We start from the raw sequence: 19,711 nt of genomic DNA, 5'->3' as shown, positions 1-19,711 counted from the left end.
TTTGTAGCCTCCTTAAATCATTGATTTAATTCCAATTTATATTGGTATTATAAATCCTTATTTATCTATTTTATCATATATACTTTAGTTTCATGAGGTCTTAAAGTAATATTAGTAAAATCATTTTTACAAGCCTTGCTACTGTCATTATATCTTCAACCAAAATATAGTAAAAGCACTCTGAAAAAAATTAAGAGTGCCCTTCTTTGTATTTGATTATTTAACTTTAAGCATTATTGTAGCGCTACTTCTATCATTAGCTTCTCCATTTACAGAAATTTCAAGTCCAAATTTTGGAACTATTCTTCCTGCATCGGGAATTAAAGTGCTCATATAGGATTTACTATCATTAAATGTATGGTTTGTTTGAGTTGTGGTATCCGTTAATGTTTGTGTACCATAATCTAATAACATGTTCTCAGTTTTCCTTTGGCTAAATGCAGCATCATGCAATTGATATCTTGTTGAAGCAACTGCTGGTTTCATTGTTTTATCTGCATAATTCCACATATTTATACTTTGATCTGCATCTACCAAACCTAGATATCCCTGTCCTGGATGAATTCCTGTCCAGTTGTCTGTGAAGGAGTTATCTACATACCATACAAGTAAACCTGGATCATAGGACATTAAGGAATTCCCACGTTTAATATGTGCAAGGCCTAAGTCTGCTCCTACTTGGTTACGCCACTCTAAAATATAGTATTGTGAAGTATACATATTTCCATCACTTACAGTAAACTTATCCATTGTAAACTTCGGTGCTGCTTCTACGTTATCTGAGAATATAGCAGCGCCATCAGCTTGTACAGCTATATCATCAATATAGAATCCAGGCATTGATAAACCAGCATCTGTTACATAATTAAATGATAATTGTATTTTTTGTCCTGCAAACTGAGTTAAATCAAATTCTCCTTTAACCCATCCATTTGAGCTTCCCGTTATTCCATTTCCAAGATTTGCCCCTTCTGGATTGGTTGTAGTTGTTATATTCCCTGGTACTGTTACCCCGTCAGCAGATCCTACCTTAACATTAATATATGCATAATCATAATCTTGCTCAATATCATACAAGGTATTAAATGTTAATTTAGCAGTTGCTTTACCTGTTAAGTCTAAATTAACCCACATTGAGTTATTCATGTCGTCGCCCTTACCACTGAAATACTCCTTAGTACCACTTGCAGGAGTATTAACCTTTGTAGATTTTTCTGGTAAATTAACTTTTACAAAGTCATTATTTTTTCCTTTTATAGCTGCTTGATCAAGAACATATTTCAAACCACTTTTTGGTATGTCATTAATATTAACTTCTGAACCATGCATCCAATTTCCACCATAGGTTTCTTGGAAATAAAGCTTACCATATGGGCTAAAACCTGTTGGTTCAGCTCCTGGAATTTTACCTGCCCAACTTCCTGATGACATTATTGACCAATATTCAACTGGTTCACCTACTCCAGTATAGTCTGTATCATATTCATCTGGAAGTCCTAAATCATGACCAAATTCATGACAGAACACGCCTGTATTTCCATCTTCCGGCATTATTGTATAAGCATATGCAGCAAGCTTTCCACCAAAATTTGTACTATTAGAAGTTGCTCCTGGTATAGCAACAGGACCAGTTGATAATTTTGAACTGTGTGACCATATTGAATCATCTCCTAAAACTCCGCCACCAGCTTCTTGACCAACACCAGCATGTATAACCATTAAGTGATCAATAATTCCATCTGGTTCATTTATATTTCCATCTCCATCGATATCATATGGATCTTCTAAGTCATAATCTGCTAAATTTACACTAGCATCTTTTGCTGCTGTTTTAAGCCCTTCATAAACAAAGGTTTTAGCATTTTTATTGTGAGAAGTTGCCGTATCTTCTCCATAATATTTTGCAGTATTAGGTGCAGTATACCAGCCTAGTACCGTTCCATCTACTGTATAACTTCCACCTGATTGTTGTTCATAATATTGCTTCATTGATATTAATGTTTCACCGCTTGGTCCAGCATATCCATTTTTTCCAAATAACATATCTTGATAATGCTTCTGAGCATACTCTTTATAATACATATCAGTTTCATCAGGTGTTATCATATTATGTTTGTAGTCGTTGAAATCTTCTAGTAAAACAAGTATTTTATCTGACTTCACTTTTCCATCCCATGTTTTTGAAGGTGTAGCAGGGAATTTTTTATTTTGCTTTGGATTTTTAGATTGTACTTCAATTTTAATTTTGTTTAAAGCAGTCTTCTCTTCTGTTGTTAATTTTGAAGGATCACCTACAGCATCCTTTTCCATCCCTTTTAAATATGCACGTACTACTTGAAGTGCCTCTTCCTGCGTTGCATTTTGAGCGATCTTCCCTGATTTCTTTAACATTTCAATAAGTCTATCTTCATTTGCAATTGCAAGGTCTACGGTACCCTTGTCCTCTTGAATCAGATTACCTGATGTAAGATTAGCCTGTCCCACTGATGATGCTGGCTTGAATGACATTACATTTGCAACTAGCGCAAATGACATAATCACACCTAGAAGTTTTTTACTTACCATTTAACAGATCCCCCCTAAATTTAGTGCACTATGAAATATAAATATTCCCGCACACTTATTCCTTAATTATACAATTATGTATTTTTATAGTCAATACATAGTTTGAAATATTTAATTATTTCTTTGAATATTAAAAAGTAGCATAAATGTCTGCAAATCTTTTTAAGCAAAAAAAAACAGTCGAGCTGCACATTAATCTGCAACCCAACTGGCTATTTAAATATTATTATTTTATGTCTTTAGTTAGCACTTCATCCATATCTGTAAATTCTTAATTTTCTCCAACCATGCCCCAAATGATAGTATAGTATTCTAAGATAAAGAGATAGATGAATTTCTTCTTTCGTGTTCTAAAAGCCACTGCTTTCTATCAAGCCCACCTGCATATCCTGTCAAGCTCTTATCAGCTCCAATCACTCTATGGCAGGGTATAATTATACTAATAATGTTTTTACTATTAGCCTTACCAACAGCCCTTGAAGCTTTTTCGTTTCCAATTGCAATCGCTAGTTCCTTATAAGATAAAGTCACTCCATAAGGTATCTCCTCTAAAGACTTCCAAACCTTTTCTTGAAATTCAGTGCCCTGTACTTCACATTTTATTTCAAATTCACTTCTTGTCCCTTTAAAGTATTCATCAAATTGTTTAATAGCCTGTTTCAAAATATGCGGTTGTCCTGTACTTTCCTTAATTGCCTCTACAAACATAGCTGAAATTACTGCATCTTCAGATGTTATTATTTCTAATATTCCAATAGGTGAATTATAATACCCATAATATTTTTTAGTCATTTAGGAACCTCCATAAGTAGAATGTAGCATAGGCTTCCCATCCTTTCCAATTCACTGATAATTTTTCTATTTCCTCTATTGAAGGCTTTTTATCCAACCCTAAAATGCCTTTTAATGCATTATGAATACCCACATCAGCTATAGGAAAAGCATCATTTAGATCAAAGCATTTCATAATTACATAATCTGCTGTCCAATTTCCTACCCCTCTAATTAATAGCAATCTATTTTTCAATTTTTCATAATTCACTTCTAATGCTAATTCTTGTTTTTTAAAAAGACCCTCATTAAAAAGCTTTGCAATACCGATTATGTATTCAGCCTTTCTTGTAGTAAATTGAAGGGGCTTCAAATCTTCAACTTCAAGTTTTGAAATAACTTGCGGCGTTGGAAATAAGAAATACTCCTCATTATCATATACCATTTTTTCTCCATAATATTCAACTAGTCTCTTCTTTAATGTATATGCAAACTTTAGATTTATCTGTTGACCAATAATTGCCCAACATATTGTTTCAAACATATCATTGATTTTTACAATCCTAAGTCCCTTATATTTATCAATTAATAGTTTAATAATTGAATCCTTCTCCGCCAACTTATAAAAATCAGTTAAGTCTGTTGATAAATCAAACATATCCCACACATATTTAGCTACTTGTGCTCTAACCCATTTTGCTGGAACCTCATCCACAAAGGTTACCTTTAGCTTTTTATTTACCATGGAAATACTAATTAAAACGTTAACATCTTCAAATTTAAGTAATTTATAGAAATCTCCCTCTTTAATTTTATGAAGACATTCTATGTCAGACCTATTTAAATAAACCATGCACTGCTGAAAGCTAAACTCATCAGGTACTTCAATTTCTATATACTTTTTAAAATCTTTCCACTTTACCTTTAATAAATTAGGTAAACATATTTTACAAGGTCTATATCCTTTAGCTTCTGCTTCAACAGTTGTATCATAAAACTCAACATTCTCTTTGTTTGGTTTTTTTGCGCTGCAGGATGGAATACAATATACACCTGTTGTTTTAACTGCTGTATAGAATGTATCGTTATACTCTGAATTTTTGTTGTACATAATATCATATTTCATGTCATTACTTACACCATGCATGATGACACCCCCATAATTTTTTCATTAGTTTAAATGAGCTATAATCATAATTTTTATGCAGGACACTTTGCAAGAAAAAGATATTTAATTAATAAAATTTTACAAATTCAGCAGTAGGCTTTCTATACCCTCTTATCTTACTACTACTTTTGTCCATTTTACCCATGGTAATCATAATAACGGGCACTTCATTTTCTGGAATATTTAACAACTTACTGATTTTATCTTTATCAAAATATATCATTGGGCATGTATCCCATTCTTCATTCTTAGCTAAAAGCATGAATAGCATTGCTGATATAGATGCATTCCGAATAGCTTCATCATGCTGAAAACCTTGCCCCCCATCTTCATATACATGATTAATGCTATCAAGTAGAATTTGGTATTCAGTTTTATCTATCATTCCCAGCATCATTGATCCTTCATATATTGTTCCCGCTGATAAATAAGCATTTTTATCTCCAGTAACTATTATTGTTGCTGAAGCAGTTTTTATTTTATATTGTTTAAAAGCAGCTTCATAAATTTTATCCGTTAATGATTTATCTTCTACAACATAATAATTTGCATGTTGTAAATTAAATGCAGAAGGTGCCAATGAAAGCTCTGCAAATATTTTATTAAAATCCTCTTTTGGTATTACAACATTTTCAATAAATTTGTTAGCCGATCTTCTTTCTCTTACAATTTTTAGAAACTCATTCATTATATAATCGCCTCTTTCAAAATAGTTTTTATTTTGCCAACTAAATTTCCGTCCAAATCATTATTGTTCACCATTTCATTAATGATTGACCAAACTTTATCTATTGGCATTTTAGTTCTATAAGGCCTGTCTTCCGTCAATGCTTGATATACATCGCATATTGCCATTACTCTATCTAGTTCACTGATTTGTTCCTCAGCTAAATGTAATGGATATCCATTTCCATTTAATTTTTCATGATGATTAGATGCATAATTGGTAATATCCCCAAACCCCTCAATTTGCTCTAATATCCACCTTGTATAATATGTATGCTTATTGATTTGATATCGTTCTTCCTCATCAAGCTTACCTTTCTTATCAATAATATCATTTGATATTACTAACTTACCAATATCATGCAATAATGCTGCTATGTACATTTTGTTTTGTATTTCATAATTATAGCCTAATTGTGTAGTTATTTTATTGACTAAATTAGAAATACCAACGGAATGTTCATAAGTAAATGTACTTCTCTTATCTATTATTTGAGAAAATGCATGCGCAAACAGTTTAACATCTTCGAAACCTATATTATTCCTTATTATCTCTATTCGCTTAACTAATACATTGTTAAATTCATGAGTAAAATAATCTAAAAATATATACTCCTTTTCAATGAGTCTATAAAAAGTCTCCACTATTTCTGGTTTAAATAATTCATGGTTACTATCAATCCATTTATTAATTTCATTAAGTGTTTCTAAATTTAGAGTTTCTATACTCCCAAATTTTGTGTCAAACAAATTTGCTATACATATAATTTGGGAAGGTAGTGGAATTTCATCAGCCTTTAATTTAAATGGCCCTGTTCCATCATAATGCTCATGGTGATAATAGACATACTCCGCTATTATACTTTTAATTGGGAGTTTTAATATTATATCTCTACCAACTTCACAATGTTCTTGAATTAAATATGTATTGCTTGCTCCTATATCATGCAATAATGCTGCATAATAAAGCTCCTCTTGTTGCTCTTTTGGTAAATCTAATTCCATAGCTATCATAACGGAAAGATATGCTACGTGTTTAGAGTGAGAGAAATAAGATTTCTCAGCCACGTCCAAAGCATAAGATAATCCTTCTATGAGTGACCTAGTGCTAATTTTCACAATTTTCCTCCGTATCTACCTCTATTCGTATATTTTTTTCAATAATTTCTATGGCCCCCTTTCATTTGAATTAGTGCCATTAATATTTGGTTTCGCTTTAATATTATGTAAAAGCATGGTCAACCTTATTATGTTAAATAATTGTTCCATTGTCAACTACTAGAATAATAATCATGATATTCATAGAAAAAGTATAAAACAAAAGAGATGAGTAGATTTTTTAGTCTCTATCCTAACAAAAAAAAGATAGCAAAACCTCATTACAAAGTTTTACTATCTTTTTTAATTAGTGAACCTCTATTTTTTATTAAAGTAAATAGAATTATTGAATCTTTTCTATGATAATTTGCTCATCTTTGGCATCTACCCCAATGATTGAACCATCCACTATGTCTCCCCTAATAATTTTCTTAGCAATAGATGTTTCTAGTACATTTTCAATGTATCTCTTTAGTGGACGTGCACCGTAAATTGGATCATAGCCTTCTCGGGCCATAAGCTCTTTAGCAGCGTCTGTTACTTTCATTAATATGTTTTTGTCTTTAAGCCTATTTTTAATTTCTTCAAGGAATATATCTACTATACCTTTTATTTCTTTTGTATCTAGTGGTTTAAATAGTATAATATCATCTAATCTATTTAAAAATTCCGGTTTAAAATTTGACTTCAATTCGTTCATAACTCTATCACGAATATATTGCTCTATACCTCCACTTTCTTTGTTTTCCAAGAGATAACTACTTCCAATATTTGAAGTCATAATTATTATGCAATTTTTAAAATTCACGATCTTACCTTGATTATCTGTAAGCCTTCCATCATCTAGTATCTGAAGAAATATATTAAACACATCTTCATGAGCCTTTTCTATTTCATCAAATAATATAACACTGTAAGGTTTTCGCCTTACTGCTTCCGTAAGTTGACCGCCCTCTTCATAACCTACGTAACCTGGTGGTGCTCCTATAAGTCTTGATACAGAATATTTTTCCATATACTCTGACATGTCTATTCTTATTATATTTTCTTTGCTATCAAATAGTGTTCTAGCTAAGGTTTTTGCAAGTTCGGTTTTCCCAACACCGGTGGGTCCTAGGAATATGAATGAGCCAATAGGCCTTCTTGGATCCTTCATGCCTGCTCTTGCGCGAATAACAGCATTTGAAACTGCAGTAACGGCTTCTTTTTGTCCAATTACTCTTTCCGATAACACTTCTTCAAGCCTTATGAGTTTTTTCCTTTCTCCTTCGACTAGATTTGCTACAGGTATTCCTGTCCATTTTGATACGATCTGTGAAATCTCTTTTTCTGTTACCTCTTCTTTAAGCATAGCTGTTTCATTATTTTGATTGATGCCTTCTTCTTTTTCTTTTATCTGAGCTTCTAGTTTTGGAATTACACCATATTTAAGCTCTGCCACTTTAGATAAATCATATTCTCTTTCTGATTTTTCTATCTCCCCACGAGAAGCATCTAACTCTGCTTTTAAATTTCTAATTTCAACTATCTTAGATTTTTCCTTTTCATATTTTGCTGTCATTTCATTATCTTTATCTTTTAAATTACTTAACTCTTTCTCGAGTATTTCTAGCCTTTTCTTTGAAGCCTCATCCTTCTCTTTTGATAGTGCATTCTTTTCAATTTCAAGTTGAAATAACTTACGTTTAGTCATGTCCATCTCCGTTGGCATACTATCAATTTCAGTCCTTATCATAGCGCAGGCTTCGTCTATAAGATCTATTGCCTTATCTGGAAGGAATCTTGCGGTTATATATCTATCTGAAAGCTTAGCAGCGGCTACTATGGCTGAATCATGAATTCTTATACCATGATATATTTCAAACTTTTCTTTAAGGCCTCGAAGTATTGACACAGCATCTTCAACAGTTGGCTCCTCTACAGTTACTGGTTGAAACCTTCGTTCTAAGGCCTTATCCTTTTCTAAGTATTTTCTATATTCATCAAAAGTAGTTGCACCTATACAATGAAGGCTTCCTCTAGCTAGAAGTGGTTTTATCATATTTCCTGCATCCATAGAACCCTCTGACTTTCCTGCTCCCACTATATTATGAATCTCATCTATAAATAAAATTATTTTACCTTCACTATTTTCTACTTCTTTAAGCACTGCTTTAAGTCTTTCTTCAAATTCACCTTTAAATTTAGCGCCTGCAATAAGAGCTCCCATATCTAAAGAGAACACTATTTTATTTTTAAGTCCTTCTGGTACGTCTCCCTTTACAATTCGTTGGGCAAGTCCTTCCACTATAGCAGTTTTACCTACTCCAGGTTCTCCTATAAGCACTGGATTATTTTTAGTTCTTCTAGAAAGTATCCTTATAACCCGCCTAATTTCCTCATCACGTCCTATTACAGGATCTAATTTATGCTTTTTAGCTTGCTCCACAAGGTTTGAACCATATTTAACCAATGCCTCATAAGTACCTTCTGGGTCTGGATTCTCCACTCTTTGATTTCCCCTAACTTTCGAAAGCGCATTCAAAAATTCTTCTTTAGTTATATTAAATTTTTTTAAAATATCCCCAATGACTTTAGTATTTACATCCATAAGACCAAGCATTACATGTTCAACACTTATAAAAGAATCTTTGAATTTTTTAGCTTCATCTTCTGCCTTTATAAAAATTTCCTCAAACCTTCTAGTTGCATAAACAGCTCCAGTATCTGCACCACTTCCTGTAACTCTCGGCATCCTCTCTAAGGCTTTATTAATATCCTCATTTAGTTGTCTTATATCCACTCCCATTTTACTAAATATGTTAGGAATGAGCCCATCCTCTTGAGCAATAAGTGCTGCAAATAGATGTATTGTATCTATTTGCTGATGATTATTCTTTACCGCTATTAATTGAGCCTCATTTAAGGATTGTTGAACCTTAACTGTTAATTTTTCTATATCCATGAAAAAGCCCTCCCTTTAGTTATTAAATTAATATCAAATTTTAATTTTGTTAATGCAAAAAAACACCCATTTAAATAAATTAGAAAACCGTTTTACCAGTATAAAAATCTTATTTATGGATGCTTCACATTTAGTTTTCTACTAATATTATATCACGAAATTAACTATAAAATTTACATTTCACCTTATAATAATCATATTTTTTACTAATAAATCATTTATAATTGTTTTTGTTTTAATTTTAAAAATTCCATTAAATAAATAGCTAATATGGAATATTATCCTAAATAGTGTTATAATTAGGGATAACAAAATTTATGGGGGTATAGCGCAGTTGGGAGCGCGTCTGCTTCGCATGTAGAAGGCCGGGGGTTCGATTCCCCCTATCTCCACCATTTTTATATATTATTTAAGCATTGCCTGTGCAATTTGTATAAGTTGATCTTTACTTAATGCTTCTAGATACCTTTGACGTTCAATAAATGTACACTCTTCTAACAGTCTTCTTTCTTTACTGGTTTTTATATAAATACCAGAAAGCGTTGAATCTTGACTACTACAATCCATGTAATGTCTTTTCCAAATGTTATAATATTTTGTTGCGGTAATCTCATTGTAGCCTTTCTCCATTAGTTTCATAATACCTGTTTTTTTATCTTGCTTTTCACAGCATTCACAAAGTTTATATATTTCTTCAAGCTTTATCATTTTTCTTTTCCTTCTTCCTTACCCAACAGAAAACATAAAAGTACGGTTTCCTATTTATTTTATCCATCTATACAAATTTTACGTTTATTAGTAATTTCCCCCAAAAGTAAAAAGGCCCAGAACATAAATCTGAAACCTAATTTTTTCCAACAAAGAATCCAAAAGAGTTTTATCTCTTAATGTTATTATTGTTTATTTACACATGTCTACAGTTTACATTATAGCATATATTTCACTTAAATATAAGAGTGCTCAATTTATACTAGGGTTAAACAGATAAATAATATTCTATACTATGGTAACTCCCAGCCTTTACCCACATCTATCCACTTCTTATTCAAGGAATATTTATCAAGTTCCTCGCAGGTAAGTTTAATAGCTGAATTGCTGCTTCCACAGGCAGGATACACAGTAACAAATCGCTTAAGAGATTTATCTAAAAATACAGGTATATCATTTTCTAAACCAAAGGGGCATACTCCACCTACTACATGTCCTGTAAATTCAAAAGTTTCATCGGGTGTTAGCATCTTTGCTTTAAACCCAAATTCGTCCTTAAATTTTCTATTATCTGTTTTTACATCTCCTGCTGTAACTATTAGCATAGCACCCTCTCCATTTTTAAAACAAATAGTCTTAGCAATTCTTGCAGGCTCTACACCCACTGCCTCTGCTGCGAGTTCAACAGTAGCACTGGATGTTACAAACTCTAAAATGTCTTTATCCCTACCCCATTTTTTAAAATACTCCTTAACTTTATCTATAGCCATTGTTTATCATCCTTTCACTTTTATGTGTGGTTTTAAATTAACCTATATTAGTTTGAAATCATATCCTCTGCATATATCCTACATTCTTCGCTCCAGGTTTCATTAGGACATAAGGTTTTAAATCCAGTTATGTCGTTTTCTAAATTTATATTTGGAGCATTTATTGAACAAGTTTGAGGCTCTACGCAAACATAATGTTTGTCACCCTTATCATTCCATAGCACCATATGTTTATAATCATTGCCCATTTCATAAATTAATCTTATTTTTTTTGAGGTGTCCTCAATTATTGCTCCATGAAATTCTTCTCCATTTATATTCATATTTTTTAATGTATAATGAGATTCTAATTCTTCCCCTAGTGGATTTATCCCCTTGTTTAAATATTGTTTTTCATCAATAGTTAAGTCTAAGATTTTTCCTGTAGGTAAGTTTCTTTCATTTTGTTCCCATATCTTATCTATTGATGCTATTAGTCTATAATCTTCCTCCACGCTTTCTGGGTGAAAAGGTATATTAAAGGCAGTGTGAAATCCTATTCCCATTGGCATTTTCTCATTGCTTAAATTAATAATACTTGTTGTCTGCTTTAATCCACTACTTGAGAGATTATAAACTAATTTAAACTGGAAGGCGTGAGGAAAGTACTTATAAAATTCATGTTCTTCATTAAAATCAAGTATAGCCTCTATTTCAACTTCTTCACCCTCAATAATTTCACTTCTAGCTATCTTCCATTTTTCATTTTTAATAAAACCATGGATATAATTATTAATTTCAGGTTCATTTATTGGAAATTTATATACTCTGTCTTCCACTTTAAATGTCCCATCTTCTAATCTATTTGGTGGAAACAAAACTGGCAGTCCATAAACTTGAGGTGTGGACTTGAAAACTTCAAATTCTAAATTGTCCACAGGAGTTCTAAGTATGCTTAACCCTCTTATAGTATCTTTTAGTTCTATGATGTTAGCCCCAACATCCGTTATCATTAAGGCTTCATACCCACCTGCTGAAAACCGAATGGATTTATAGCCCTTCCATAATTCTTCTTGAACTGTTGAAACTTCATTTTTATCATTTGTCATAATTGCTATCTCCAATTTTGTTTATTTTTAAACATAAGCAAATATAATTTTATTAATATAATAAATTACCCACCATAATAGATCAAAAATCACACAGAAGCCCTCTTATATTTTTACTTGAATATAAGAGGACTTAATTTATGTTATATGAATTTTACAAACCAAGCTTATCTGAAATTTTCAACATAGCATTTAAAGAAAGTTCTGCAAATTCTTCGAAGGTCATTCCTAAATTTACAATGGAATACATAGCTTGTCGATTGGCACTAGCGGCAAATCTTGTGTCTTTCATTCTTTTTACTATAGATTTCACTTTTACATTTGCAAGCTTTTTATCTGGGTAAGCAAGCGCAATGGCAGTAATAAATCCGGTTATAGGATCCCCAGCATAAGCTGCTGCATCCATTTTGCTGATTATTTTTGTTCCATTTAGCTGGTTATGTGCACAAATCGCATGGTATATGCGTTCATTTCCAAAACCTTCTGCTTTTAATATCTCTACTGCAGTGGGACCATGTAGTTCTGGATTTTTGAGCCAATCTATGGTTGTTTCATCTATGTCATGTAATAGGCCTGTTATTCCCCACTCTTTTTCATTTTCAGGTTCTAATTTTTTAGCTAGTGCACTCATTACAGCTTCAACCGCATAACAATGAATGACTAATTTATCATTCTTCAAATGTTTGTGCAAAAGCTCTTCTGCCTTATCTCTATCTAACATGTTTATCACCCTTTCTCCTATGATTTTTTAATATAGTATATCACTAAAATTACCTTTTTTCATTGTTTATACTAGCTTTCCATATTTTTTCTTAATGTTTAATCTTAAAAGCAAATAATGCCCCGCAACATCCACCAATAATATGTGCAAGTTGAGAGATATTATCCTGAGCAAAAGCACCTCCAAATACTTCGCTACCAACAAATACAAAAAACACAATTATTAAAGTCAGTGGAATTTTGCCCTTCTCCCTATTTGTAAAGGAGCCTAAAATAATAAACATATAAACAATGCCACTTGCCCCCAAAAGAGCAGTACCCGAGAAAATTGTGTGTATTATGCCTGTAACAAAAGCTGTTACCAATATTAACTGTATTAAAACTTTTGAACCATATTTTTCTTCTAGCATAGGTCCAATTATTAAAATTATTATGAAATTCCCTGAAAAATGAGCCCAATTAGCATGACCTAATATATAAGAAAAAAGTCTTACATATTGCAGTGGATCCAAAAGAGAAGTTCTATAATTTGAAAAAAGCAATGCAGTCGAAGTGCCATTTGTCAGGTAACCTAATAAATAGCTAGCAAGAGCTAAAAAAGTAAAAGTTAATATCACTGGTGAATTGTATTGTATTTTCTTTAATCTTTCAATCATTATATTTTCCTCCATATAACTAATAATAAAGTTGTTACTTTATTATGAATGAACTAGTAAAATAAGTCAATAAGCAAGCTGAATCATCCCACCCTAGCAATAACTATCTTATATTACAAAAAACAACTAACACCCTAAGATAGATAATCTCCTAGGGTGCCTTATAAAGCAAATTTATTTTGTTATATCTATAAAATATAAATTAATCACTAATCATTTATATACTCTGAAATATTTAAATTATATTTTTTTGCTAATTTAATAAGGTCCGTCTCATTTTAAAATTCTTCTGGCCTCCAGAAATCTCTGCAGTGCAGTTATTGCAATTATTATTGAGAATATGCTAGTTATTAATTGAAGATGCACAGGTATCAAGATCATAAGTGTAAAAAATATAAACCCTTCTGTTCGCTCTGCCACTCCCGTTTGGTAATAGAAATATTTACTTCCCTTGTTTCGAGAAAGTGCACCTACTGTTAAAAAAACAGTCATAGAAATTATTATTGTTGATGTCAAAAATAATAACTGTAGCATAGACTTCGGCTCTTTCAATGCTATAGCTAAAATAACCCCTAGTTCAACTAACCGGTCAAAAGTTACATCCATAAGTGTTCCTAAGGGAGTTGACATCTTACTAATTCTCGCCATTTCACCATCTACAGCATCAAGGAAACCTGAAACCCATAAAAGTATAACTGCTATTAAAGGCTTATCAAAGTAAATAAATACAAAAGGTAATAACCCTATTATAAAGCCTATAATAGTTATGTTGTTAGGTGTCATATTTAATTTTAAAAAAATATTGGCCGCACCCTTAAAAAGTGGACTTATATATTTTCTACCATGAGTGTCTAGCATCTTTATCAAACCTTTCTACTCTATAAATACTATTTAAAGTTGTTAACCGTCCCTATACTTATACTTATACTTATATACTTTACAGTTTTTCAATTATTCTTTTGCCTTTGTACCTATTACTCCATTTTTTAGTAGTATTATTTTTTTTCTGCTGAAAACTAAAGGTTGAAAACATCTCTTCATTAAACATAAGATCCAATAAATGAATAGCATTTTTATCTCCTATTGACAAGGACTCAGCGCAAGTTTGGCAGTAAGTTAATATATGATCCGTGGTGGCCTCTTCTGCTCTTTTGCTCATATGCGCTACTGCAAGTTTGTTATTAGTTACTCCCACCATAGCACCTGCGCCACAACATAGTGTTTGCCTTTTAGAAAATTGAAATTCTTCCATTTTAATACCCATTTTTTTTATAATTTCTCTGACTGCGACCTGTGTATTGTTTTCTAATCTTGTTGGGCATGGATCGTGAAGACTAAATTTAATATCTACATCTACATATTTATTTAATAACATATCTGAGATAACACTTTCATTGATTTTCTCCCAAACAGTAGTGATTTTCAAATTAGAGCTATTCTTTTTTATGCTTATAAAACAATTGGGGCAAGCTGTAATTATTTCAGTTACTTTTAATTTCTGTATCTCACGGTCAAGCTGAGAATAATATTGCTTAAATCCCTGCTGATCTCCCATAGTATATGTTGGATTTCCGCAACATTTCAAAATGATTTTTATTTCTGGCATGATATTTTGAAGATATTTATAAGTTTTCATAATAATTTCAGGACTGTAGGACATAAGACTACACCCTGGAATAAATGCAGTACAATTAGCATTTTCCATTTTTTTTGTAGAAGCTGAAAACAATTTAGAAAAACTGCTTTTTTGATGAAATTTTACTACCTTGTAACCTAATGGGATTATAGCTTTTTTATGACTTGTGAAAGCATATTTTCGTAATTCTAGATAAAGCTCCTTTTGATTGATATTACTCGGACATACCTCAGTGCATAAATTGCATAAGTTACAAGAATAGGGTATCTCTATATCTACTTCACCACTCCTTACTATTTCACCAAAAATTTCTTTAGGTGATGAGCAGTAGTTATCTAACATTATACAGTTTTTCATACACTTCTTGCAACCAATGCATTCATCTAACATGGTATTTACCCTCTCTAAAATACCATCACTTAATCTAATTTTTCTCATATATAATCATCCTTTATTTTGCTTTATATAATTATTTGTTTTTTTCCTTATATATCTTTTTAATTAGTAACATTAATATACTTACAGCAAATAGTGTTAAAAGTCCAAAAACCATGGTTTTTGTGCCGGAAGCTAGCATTCCCCCAACGTAAGAGTAAATAATTGTCGCTGGAAGTTGTCCAATAGCAGTAGCTACAACGAAAGCGGAAAAACTCATGGAGGTTAGTCCTGCTGCATAGCTTACAATATCAAAAGATATAAAGGGAAGTAATCTAGCAATTAATATTGCGTATTTACCATGTTTGTCAAAAAAGTCATCAATACTTTTTAATGCAAATTTACTTGTTAATTTTTGTACTGTGTCTCTACCTAATAACCTTGCTATAAAAAAGCATAATACTGCACCCGCCATTGCACTACTCCAAGATAATAATGCTCCATTCACCCAGCCAAATAACCCTGCATTAGCAAATGTAATTATAAAAGCTGGTAATGGTGCAATAATGGATTGAAGTATCATTAGAATAAAGGATATAACAGGAGCCCAAACGCCAAAGGATAAAATATACCCTTTTATAGCGTCAACATTTATTATACTTAGCATAAAAATCATTTCTTTTACAGGCCTCGTAAATAATAAACATGTAATTGCTATAATTATAGCAATTTTTATGTAAGTTGATTTTTTTAATTGTTTCACTAGTCCCCCCCCTTTTTGAACAACACTACATAATACCATAAATAATTATATAACACATAGGTTTTTTTTGAAAATAGACGATACCTATAGATAAACAATTATCTATAGGTATCGTCTATTGTTTTTATCTAATCACAAAATATTGATAAATATATTTCCTTAACAATTCCTTAGTTTCTAGATCAACAAAGGCTGCGTCAACACTTGCAAGGTAAATTTGTTTATACTCCTCAAACGTAATGTTAAATGCTCTTAATAAAATATCGCATTCCTTAGTCATATTTGTATCCGATACAGTTCTGTTATCAGTATTAACTGTCACCTTTATTCCATCTTTATAAAAATCATAAAATGGGTGGTCTTTAATTGAATCAACTGCTTTAGTCTGAATATTACTTGTTGGACACATTTCAAGAGTAATTCCTTTATCTTTTACAATATCATAGGCTTCAGCGAAGTCTTTAATAAATACTCCATGACCAATTCTTTCTGCTCCTAAAAGTTCCACAGCTTCTAGGACATTTTTACCTATTCCGGTTTCACCTGCATGAATAGTTACTCTATACCCATATTCTCTAGCCAAGGTTATAGGCTCTATGAATTTGTCACAAAAGCCTTCTCCTTCAGATCCACATAAGTCTATTGCAACTACACCTTTGGATAGGTACTTCCTTCCAGCTTCCACAACCTCGAAGGCTTTGTCAATAGACATAAATCTCATACATGAAAGTATTACATTTCCTTTAATATCATATTTCTCTTCTGCATCTTTAATACCAGATAATACACTATCTATTACTTCGCCTAGGGTTAATCCCTTTGTTATATGAAGTAGTGGTGCAAATCTAACTTCAATATACTTTACATTTTCTTTTGCAGAATCTTCAAGAAGCTCAAATGTAATTCTTCTTAAACTCTCCTTTGATTGCATTACTAGATTGGGAATTTCAAATCTTTTTAAATACTCATCAAGAGACTTGCATTCAGCTGGAGCAACAACTTCTTTTTTAATATTTTCAATACCATAATGTGGAATACTTATACCCTCTTCCTTTGCTATATCAATTATTGTTGCAGGTCTTACACTCCCATCCAAATGGCAATGCAAATCAATTTTAGGTAAATTTTTAAATTTCATTTTGTCCTCCTTTTTAAATCGCCTCTTAATCGTTAATGTTACAGCACCTCTGGTAATGATTTAACTTCTATCCTTAATCAAAAAAGATAAAAAAATCCTGATCACAAAAAAGATACAAACATATGTATCTTCTTCGTAATCAGGATTTATAGGTTCCTGGTAGAAACCCCCAAACCATATTATTGGGGTTATACGAATTTAAATTAACTTTTATAATTATTCACAAGTAATTGCTAATATAACCATTCTAAACTTTAATTTATATTTTATCATAAATTTAAAAATAGTCAAGCTGTGAATTTCCTTAAATCTTAATACCTTAAAACAACTAATATAGTCATTGAAACAAAATAAATAACTAATGGAATATATTGTTTTATATCTGTATTAATGATTTCATTTCTTAGAATATATTTCTCTCCTTCACCATATTCTAAGCTTTCGGAGTTTTCTTCTTCAATGTATTCTAAGCCTTCTTTTTCCTCTTTATATTCTTTCAATTTCCTTAGGTTTATATATAATATTGCACCACCGATTAGAAAAAATATTGAAGATCTAAGTAGTGCTACGCTAAAGCTAACATTCGTTGCATCCGCTGTAGTAGCAGCTTTTGCCGGATCTATGACTCCATTGTCTACTCCAGTATTCACAAGCTTCATGTAGCTCAAAGCCACTTTACTTATAATAAAGGATATTGCATTATTGACTGCGTGAAGTGTCATACTTCCCAGTAATGAACCTGTATATTCCCTTACCTTTAATAGTATATACCCCAAAAAAAACACATAGATGATTTGCATTACGTTGCCATGGAAGGTAGCAAATATTGCAATTAAAATAAAATATTTCGTTTTTTTATTTATTCCTTCATAAGCGTCTAAAAAAATCCCTCGGAAGAATACTTCCTCAAAAAATGCTGGCACCAAAACTACCACAAGCAGTCCTAACAATAGTGAACTACTATTTAATAAATTAGATATTGCCATGCCATCTTTTATTGCAATGGGGAATAACTTCATACTTAATGAATTAACTCCTACTGCAAAAATATAGGTACCAATAGAAACAACCATAATTAAAAATACTTGTTTTATAGAGATTTTCTTTATTACCATTACCTTAGTAAATTTTCTCTTAGTAATCCTACAATATAATAGTGCAATGCCACCAAGTACTATTATACTAGTTCCTCCAGAAAGCAAAAGTGAAATATTCCCGCTTATGGATTCATTTAAATTAAATATTTTACTTGCGCATAATGGTATTGAAACAAATAAGAATAACGCTAATAGTAATAAACTATTAGCTAATAATATTTTTTTATTTTTCATAACCTTCTCCTTTAAATATAAAATTAACCATCACAAAAAGAATAACAAATCAAAGATGCAACAGCTATTTTCTTGAAGCTGCCTCATCTTCTAAGTAAAACACTCTCTACAAATACAACTTTAACTGCAATATATGCAAGTGCTACAATATATATAATAAGCCAAGCACCTACAATAATCAAATGCCTCATGTTTAATATGCCTAAAAGAATTTCATTTAAAATCGCTATGGAGTTTACAATTGGTATGTTTAAAAATACATAGCTTAGATTCTTAATATCTATAAAAAAGAATAAATAATTTAGAATTATAACCAAAAATAAAACTGCTGTCATATAAGCTTGTGCCTCTTTGAAATTCTTAGCATATAATCCAATCATAAATTGTATAAGAGATATTCCTATATAGGTTAATACAATCATAAGTAACATTATACTTATATTGGCCACGTTTAAAGTACTAATATTTATTAATTCTGTTTTAACTGCTTTTGAAGTTATTATAAAAGCTCCTAGTGAAATTAAAATTTCTGCTAAAACAATTACTAGTAGTGCAGTATATTTAGCTCCTATAATTACACTTCGCTTTGCCTTTGTTAACATTAGTGCTTCTAGTGTCCCTCTTTCCTTCTCTGTTACACAAATCTCTATAACTACTTGCATTCCAATGCTTAAGGGGAATAATAAAATACACATAGGTATTACATAAAAGAAGCCAGCTTGTGCTTCTGTTACCTCAGATACATTTACCTTTTGAGTGGAATAACTATCCAATATTTTTATGTCTATTCCTTTTGAAATTAAAGTACTCGCTACTAATTCACTTTCATAATCCTGTATAACCTTCTCTATTTTAGTATAATTTTCATCCAATATATCTGTGGTTTTTCTATAGGTAATTAGTTCTATTGGCTGCCCTAATTTTAAGGCTTTAGAAAACCCCTTGGGGAATTCTAGCACCAAATCAAAATCTTCATTTATTACTTTAGTATCTTCTATTACTATCTGCATATTTTTGTCCATTGTCTTTATTTTCTTTATCAATGGATGAGCTTCTTCGTCCTTTTGTACTACTATTTTAAACTTGTATTTCGAACTATCCTTTGAGGACCCATCTGCCATTTTGTTAATAGCACCTTGCACATTAAACATATATATATACATTATAATTGGTATTAGAAAAAATGAGATCAAACTCTTTTTATCTCTAATAAAATTCATTAGTTCTTTTTTCAAAACTGCATAAAACATCTTA

At 31.4% G+C, this 19,711-nt stretch carries 17 protein-coding genes, 1 tRNA gene and 1 riboswitch; of the genes, 1 reads left to right on the top strand and 17 read right to left on the bottom strand.

Features of this window, described 5'->3' with window-relative positions:
• Positions 1–216: 216 nt before the first annotated feature.
• The 6 genes from G9F72_RS09820 to clpB form a co-directional block, all read right to left on the bottom strand.
• Positions 217–2,565 (bottom strand): immune inhibitor A domain-containing protein, encoded by a 2,349-nt coding sequence (locus tag G9F72_RS09820; protein WP_164956252.1) that lies wholly within the window; start codon positions 2,563–2,565, stop codon positions 217–219.
• A gap of 312 nt (positions 2,566–2,877) precedes the next feature.
• Positions 2,878–3,357: a methylated-DNA--[protein]-cysteine S-methyltransferase gene (locus G9F72_RS09815; RefSeq protein ID WP_164956251.1), complete on the bottom strand. Its 480-nt coding sequence runs from the start codon at positions 3,355–3,357 to the stop codon at positions 2,878–2,880.
• A complete protein-coding gene (locus G9F72_RS09810) occupies positions 3,350–4,483 on the bottom strand; it encodes a DNA-3-methyladenine glycosylase family protein (RefSeq protein WP_164956250.1) in 1,134 nt (377 codons plus the stop codon). Before G9F72_RS09810 ends, G9F72_RS09815 begins: the two co-directional genes overlap by 8 nt.
• Before the next feature lie 88 nt (positions 4,484–4,571).
• Positions 4,572–5,192: a nitroreductase family protein gene (locus tag G9F72_RS09805; protein ID WP_164956249.1), complete on the bottom strand. Its 621-nt coding sequence runs from the start codon at positions 5,190–5,192 to the stop codon at positions 4,572–4,574.
• On the bottom strand, positions 5,192–6,349 hold the full coding sequence (locus tag G9F72_RS09800) for an HD-GYP domain-containing protein (protein ID WP_164956248.1): 1,158 nt from the start codon (positions 6,347–6,349) through the stop codon (positions 5,192–5,194). Before G9F72_RS09800 ends, G9F72_RS09805 begins: the two co-directional genes overlap by 1 nt.
• Positions 6,350–6,671: 322 nt before the next feature.
• Positions 6,672–9,272: an ATP-dependent chaperone ClpB gene (clpB, locus tag G9F72_RS09795; protein ID WP_164956247.1), complete on the bottom strand. Its 2,601-nt coding sequence runs from the start codon at positions 9,270–9,272 to the stop codon at positions 6,672–6,674.
• Between the two features lie 319 nt (positions 9,273–9,591).
• On the opposite strand from clpB, the gene G9F72_RS09790 reads away from it, so the two are divergent.
• Positions 9,592–9,667: transfer RNA gene (locus tag G9F72_RS09790), tRNA-Ala, on the top strand.
• A 10-nt stretch (positions 9,668–9,677) separates the two neighbouring features.
• Here G9F72_RS09790 and G9F72_RS09785 read toward each other — a convergent pair.
• The 11 genes from G9F72_RS09785 to G9F72_RS09735 all read right to left on the bottom strand — a co-directional run bounded on the left by G9F72_RS09785 (position 9,678) and on the right by G9F72_RS09735 (position 19,707).
• Positions 9,678–9,980: a hypothetical protein gene (locus G9F72_RS09785; protein WP_164956246.1), complete on the bottom strand. Its 303-nt coding sequence runs from the start codon at positions 9,978–9,980 to the stop codon at positions 9,678–9,680.
• A 293-nt stretch (positions 9,981–10,273) separates the two neighbouring features.
• Complete coding sequence (locus G9F72_RS09780; protein WP_164956245.1) at positions 10,274–10,750, bottom strand: YbaK/EbsC family protein; 477 nt, start codon at positions 10,748–10,750, stop codon at positions 10,274–10,276.
• A gap of 47 nt (positions 10,751–10,797) precedes the next feature.
• Positions 10,798–11,838: an aldose 1-epimerase gene (locus tag G9F72_RS09775; RefSeq protein WP_164956244.1), complete on the bottom strand. Its 1,041-nt coding sequence runs from the start codon at positions 11,836–11,838 to the stop codon at positions 10,798–10,800.
• 154 nt (positions 11,839–11,992) lie between these two features.
• Positions 11,993–12,559 (bottom strand): HD domain-containing protein, encoded by a 567-nt coding sequence (locus G9F72_RS09770; protein ID WP_164956243.1) that lies wholly within the window; start codon positions 12,557–12,559, stop codon positions 11,993–11,995.
• Between the two features lie 91 nt (positions 12,560–12,650).
• Entirely contained in the window at positions 12,651–13,214 is a 564-nt protein-coding gene (locus G9F72_RS09765; protein ID WP_224676053.1) for a rhomboid family intramembrane serine protease, read from the bottom strand.
• A 273-nt stretch (positions 13,215–13,487) separates the two neighbouring features.
• Positions 13,488–14,072, bottom strand: a complete 585-nt coding sequence (locus G9F72_RS09760) for a CDP-alcohol phosphatidyltransferase family protein (protein ID WP_164956434.1) — start codon at positions 14,070–14,072, stop codon at positions 13,488–13,490.
• A 79-nt stretch (positions 14,073–14,151) separates the two neighbouring features.
• Complete coding sequence (locus G9F72_RS09755; RefSeq protein ID WP_164956241.1) at positions 14,152–15,288, bottom strand: (Fe-S)-binding protein; 1,137 nt, start codon at positions 15,286–15,288, stop codon at positions 14,152–14,154.
• A 31-nt stretch (positions 15,289–15,319) separates the two neighbouring features.
• Entirely contained in the window at positions 15,320–15,988 is a 669-nt protein-coding gene (locus tag G9F72_RS09750; protein WP_411955931.1) for a TVP38/TMEM64 family protein, read from the bottom strand.
• Between the two features lie 124 nt (positions 15,989–16,112).
• Positions 16,113–17,126 (bottom strand): adenosine deaminase, encoded by a 1,014-nt coding sequence (gene add / locus G9F72_RS09745; protein ID WP_164956239.1) that lies wholly within the window; start codon positions 17,124–17,126, stop codon positions 16,113–16,115.
• A 116-nt stretch (positions 17,127–17,242) separates the two neighbouring features.
• Positions 17,243–17,342, bottom strand: a riboswitch (purine riboswitch).
• Positions 17,343–17,437: 95 nt separating this feature from the next.
• Positions 17,438–18,457 (bottom strand): CPBP family intramembrane glutamic endopeptidase, encoded by a 1,020-nt coding sequence (locus tag G9F72_RS09740; RefSeq protein WP_164956238.1) that lies wholly within the window; start codon positions 18,455–18,457, stop codon positions 17,438–17,440.
• 83 nt (positions 18,458–18,540) lie between these two features.
• Entirely contained in the window at positions 18,541–19,707 is a 1,167-nt protein-coding gene (locus G9F72_RS09735) for an ABC transporter permease (RefSeq protein ID WP_164956237.1), read from the bottom strand.
• Positions 19,708–19,711 lie beyond the last annotated feature (4 nt).

This window comes from Clostridium estertheticum (assembly GCF_011065935.2).
In the GTDB taxonomy this organism is placed as follows: domain Bacteria; phylum Bacillota; class Clostridia; order Clostridiales; family Clostridiaceae; genus Clostridium_AD; species Clostridium_AD estertheticum_A.
This window is presented reverse-complemented; position numbering and strand designations above follow the sequence as displayed.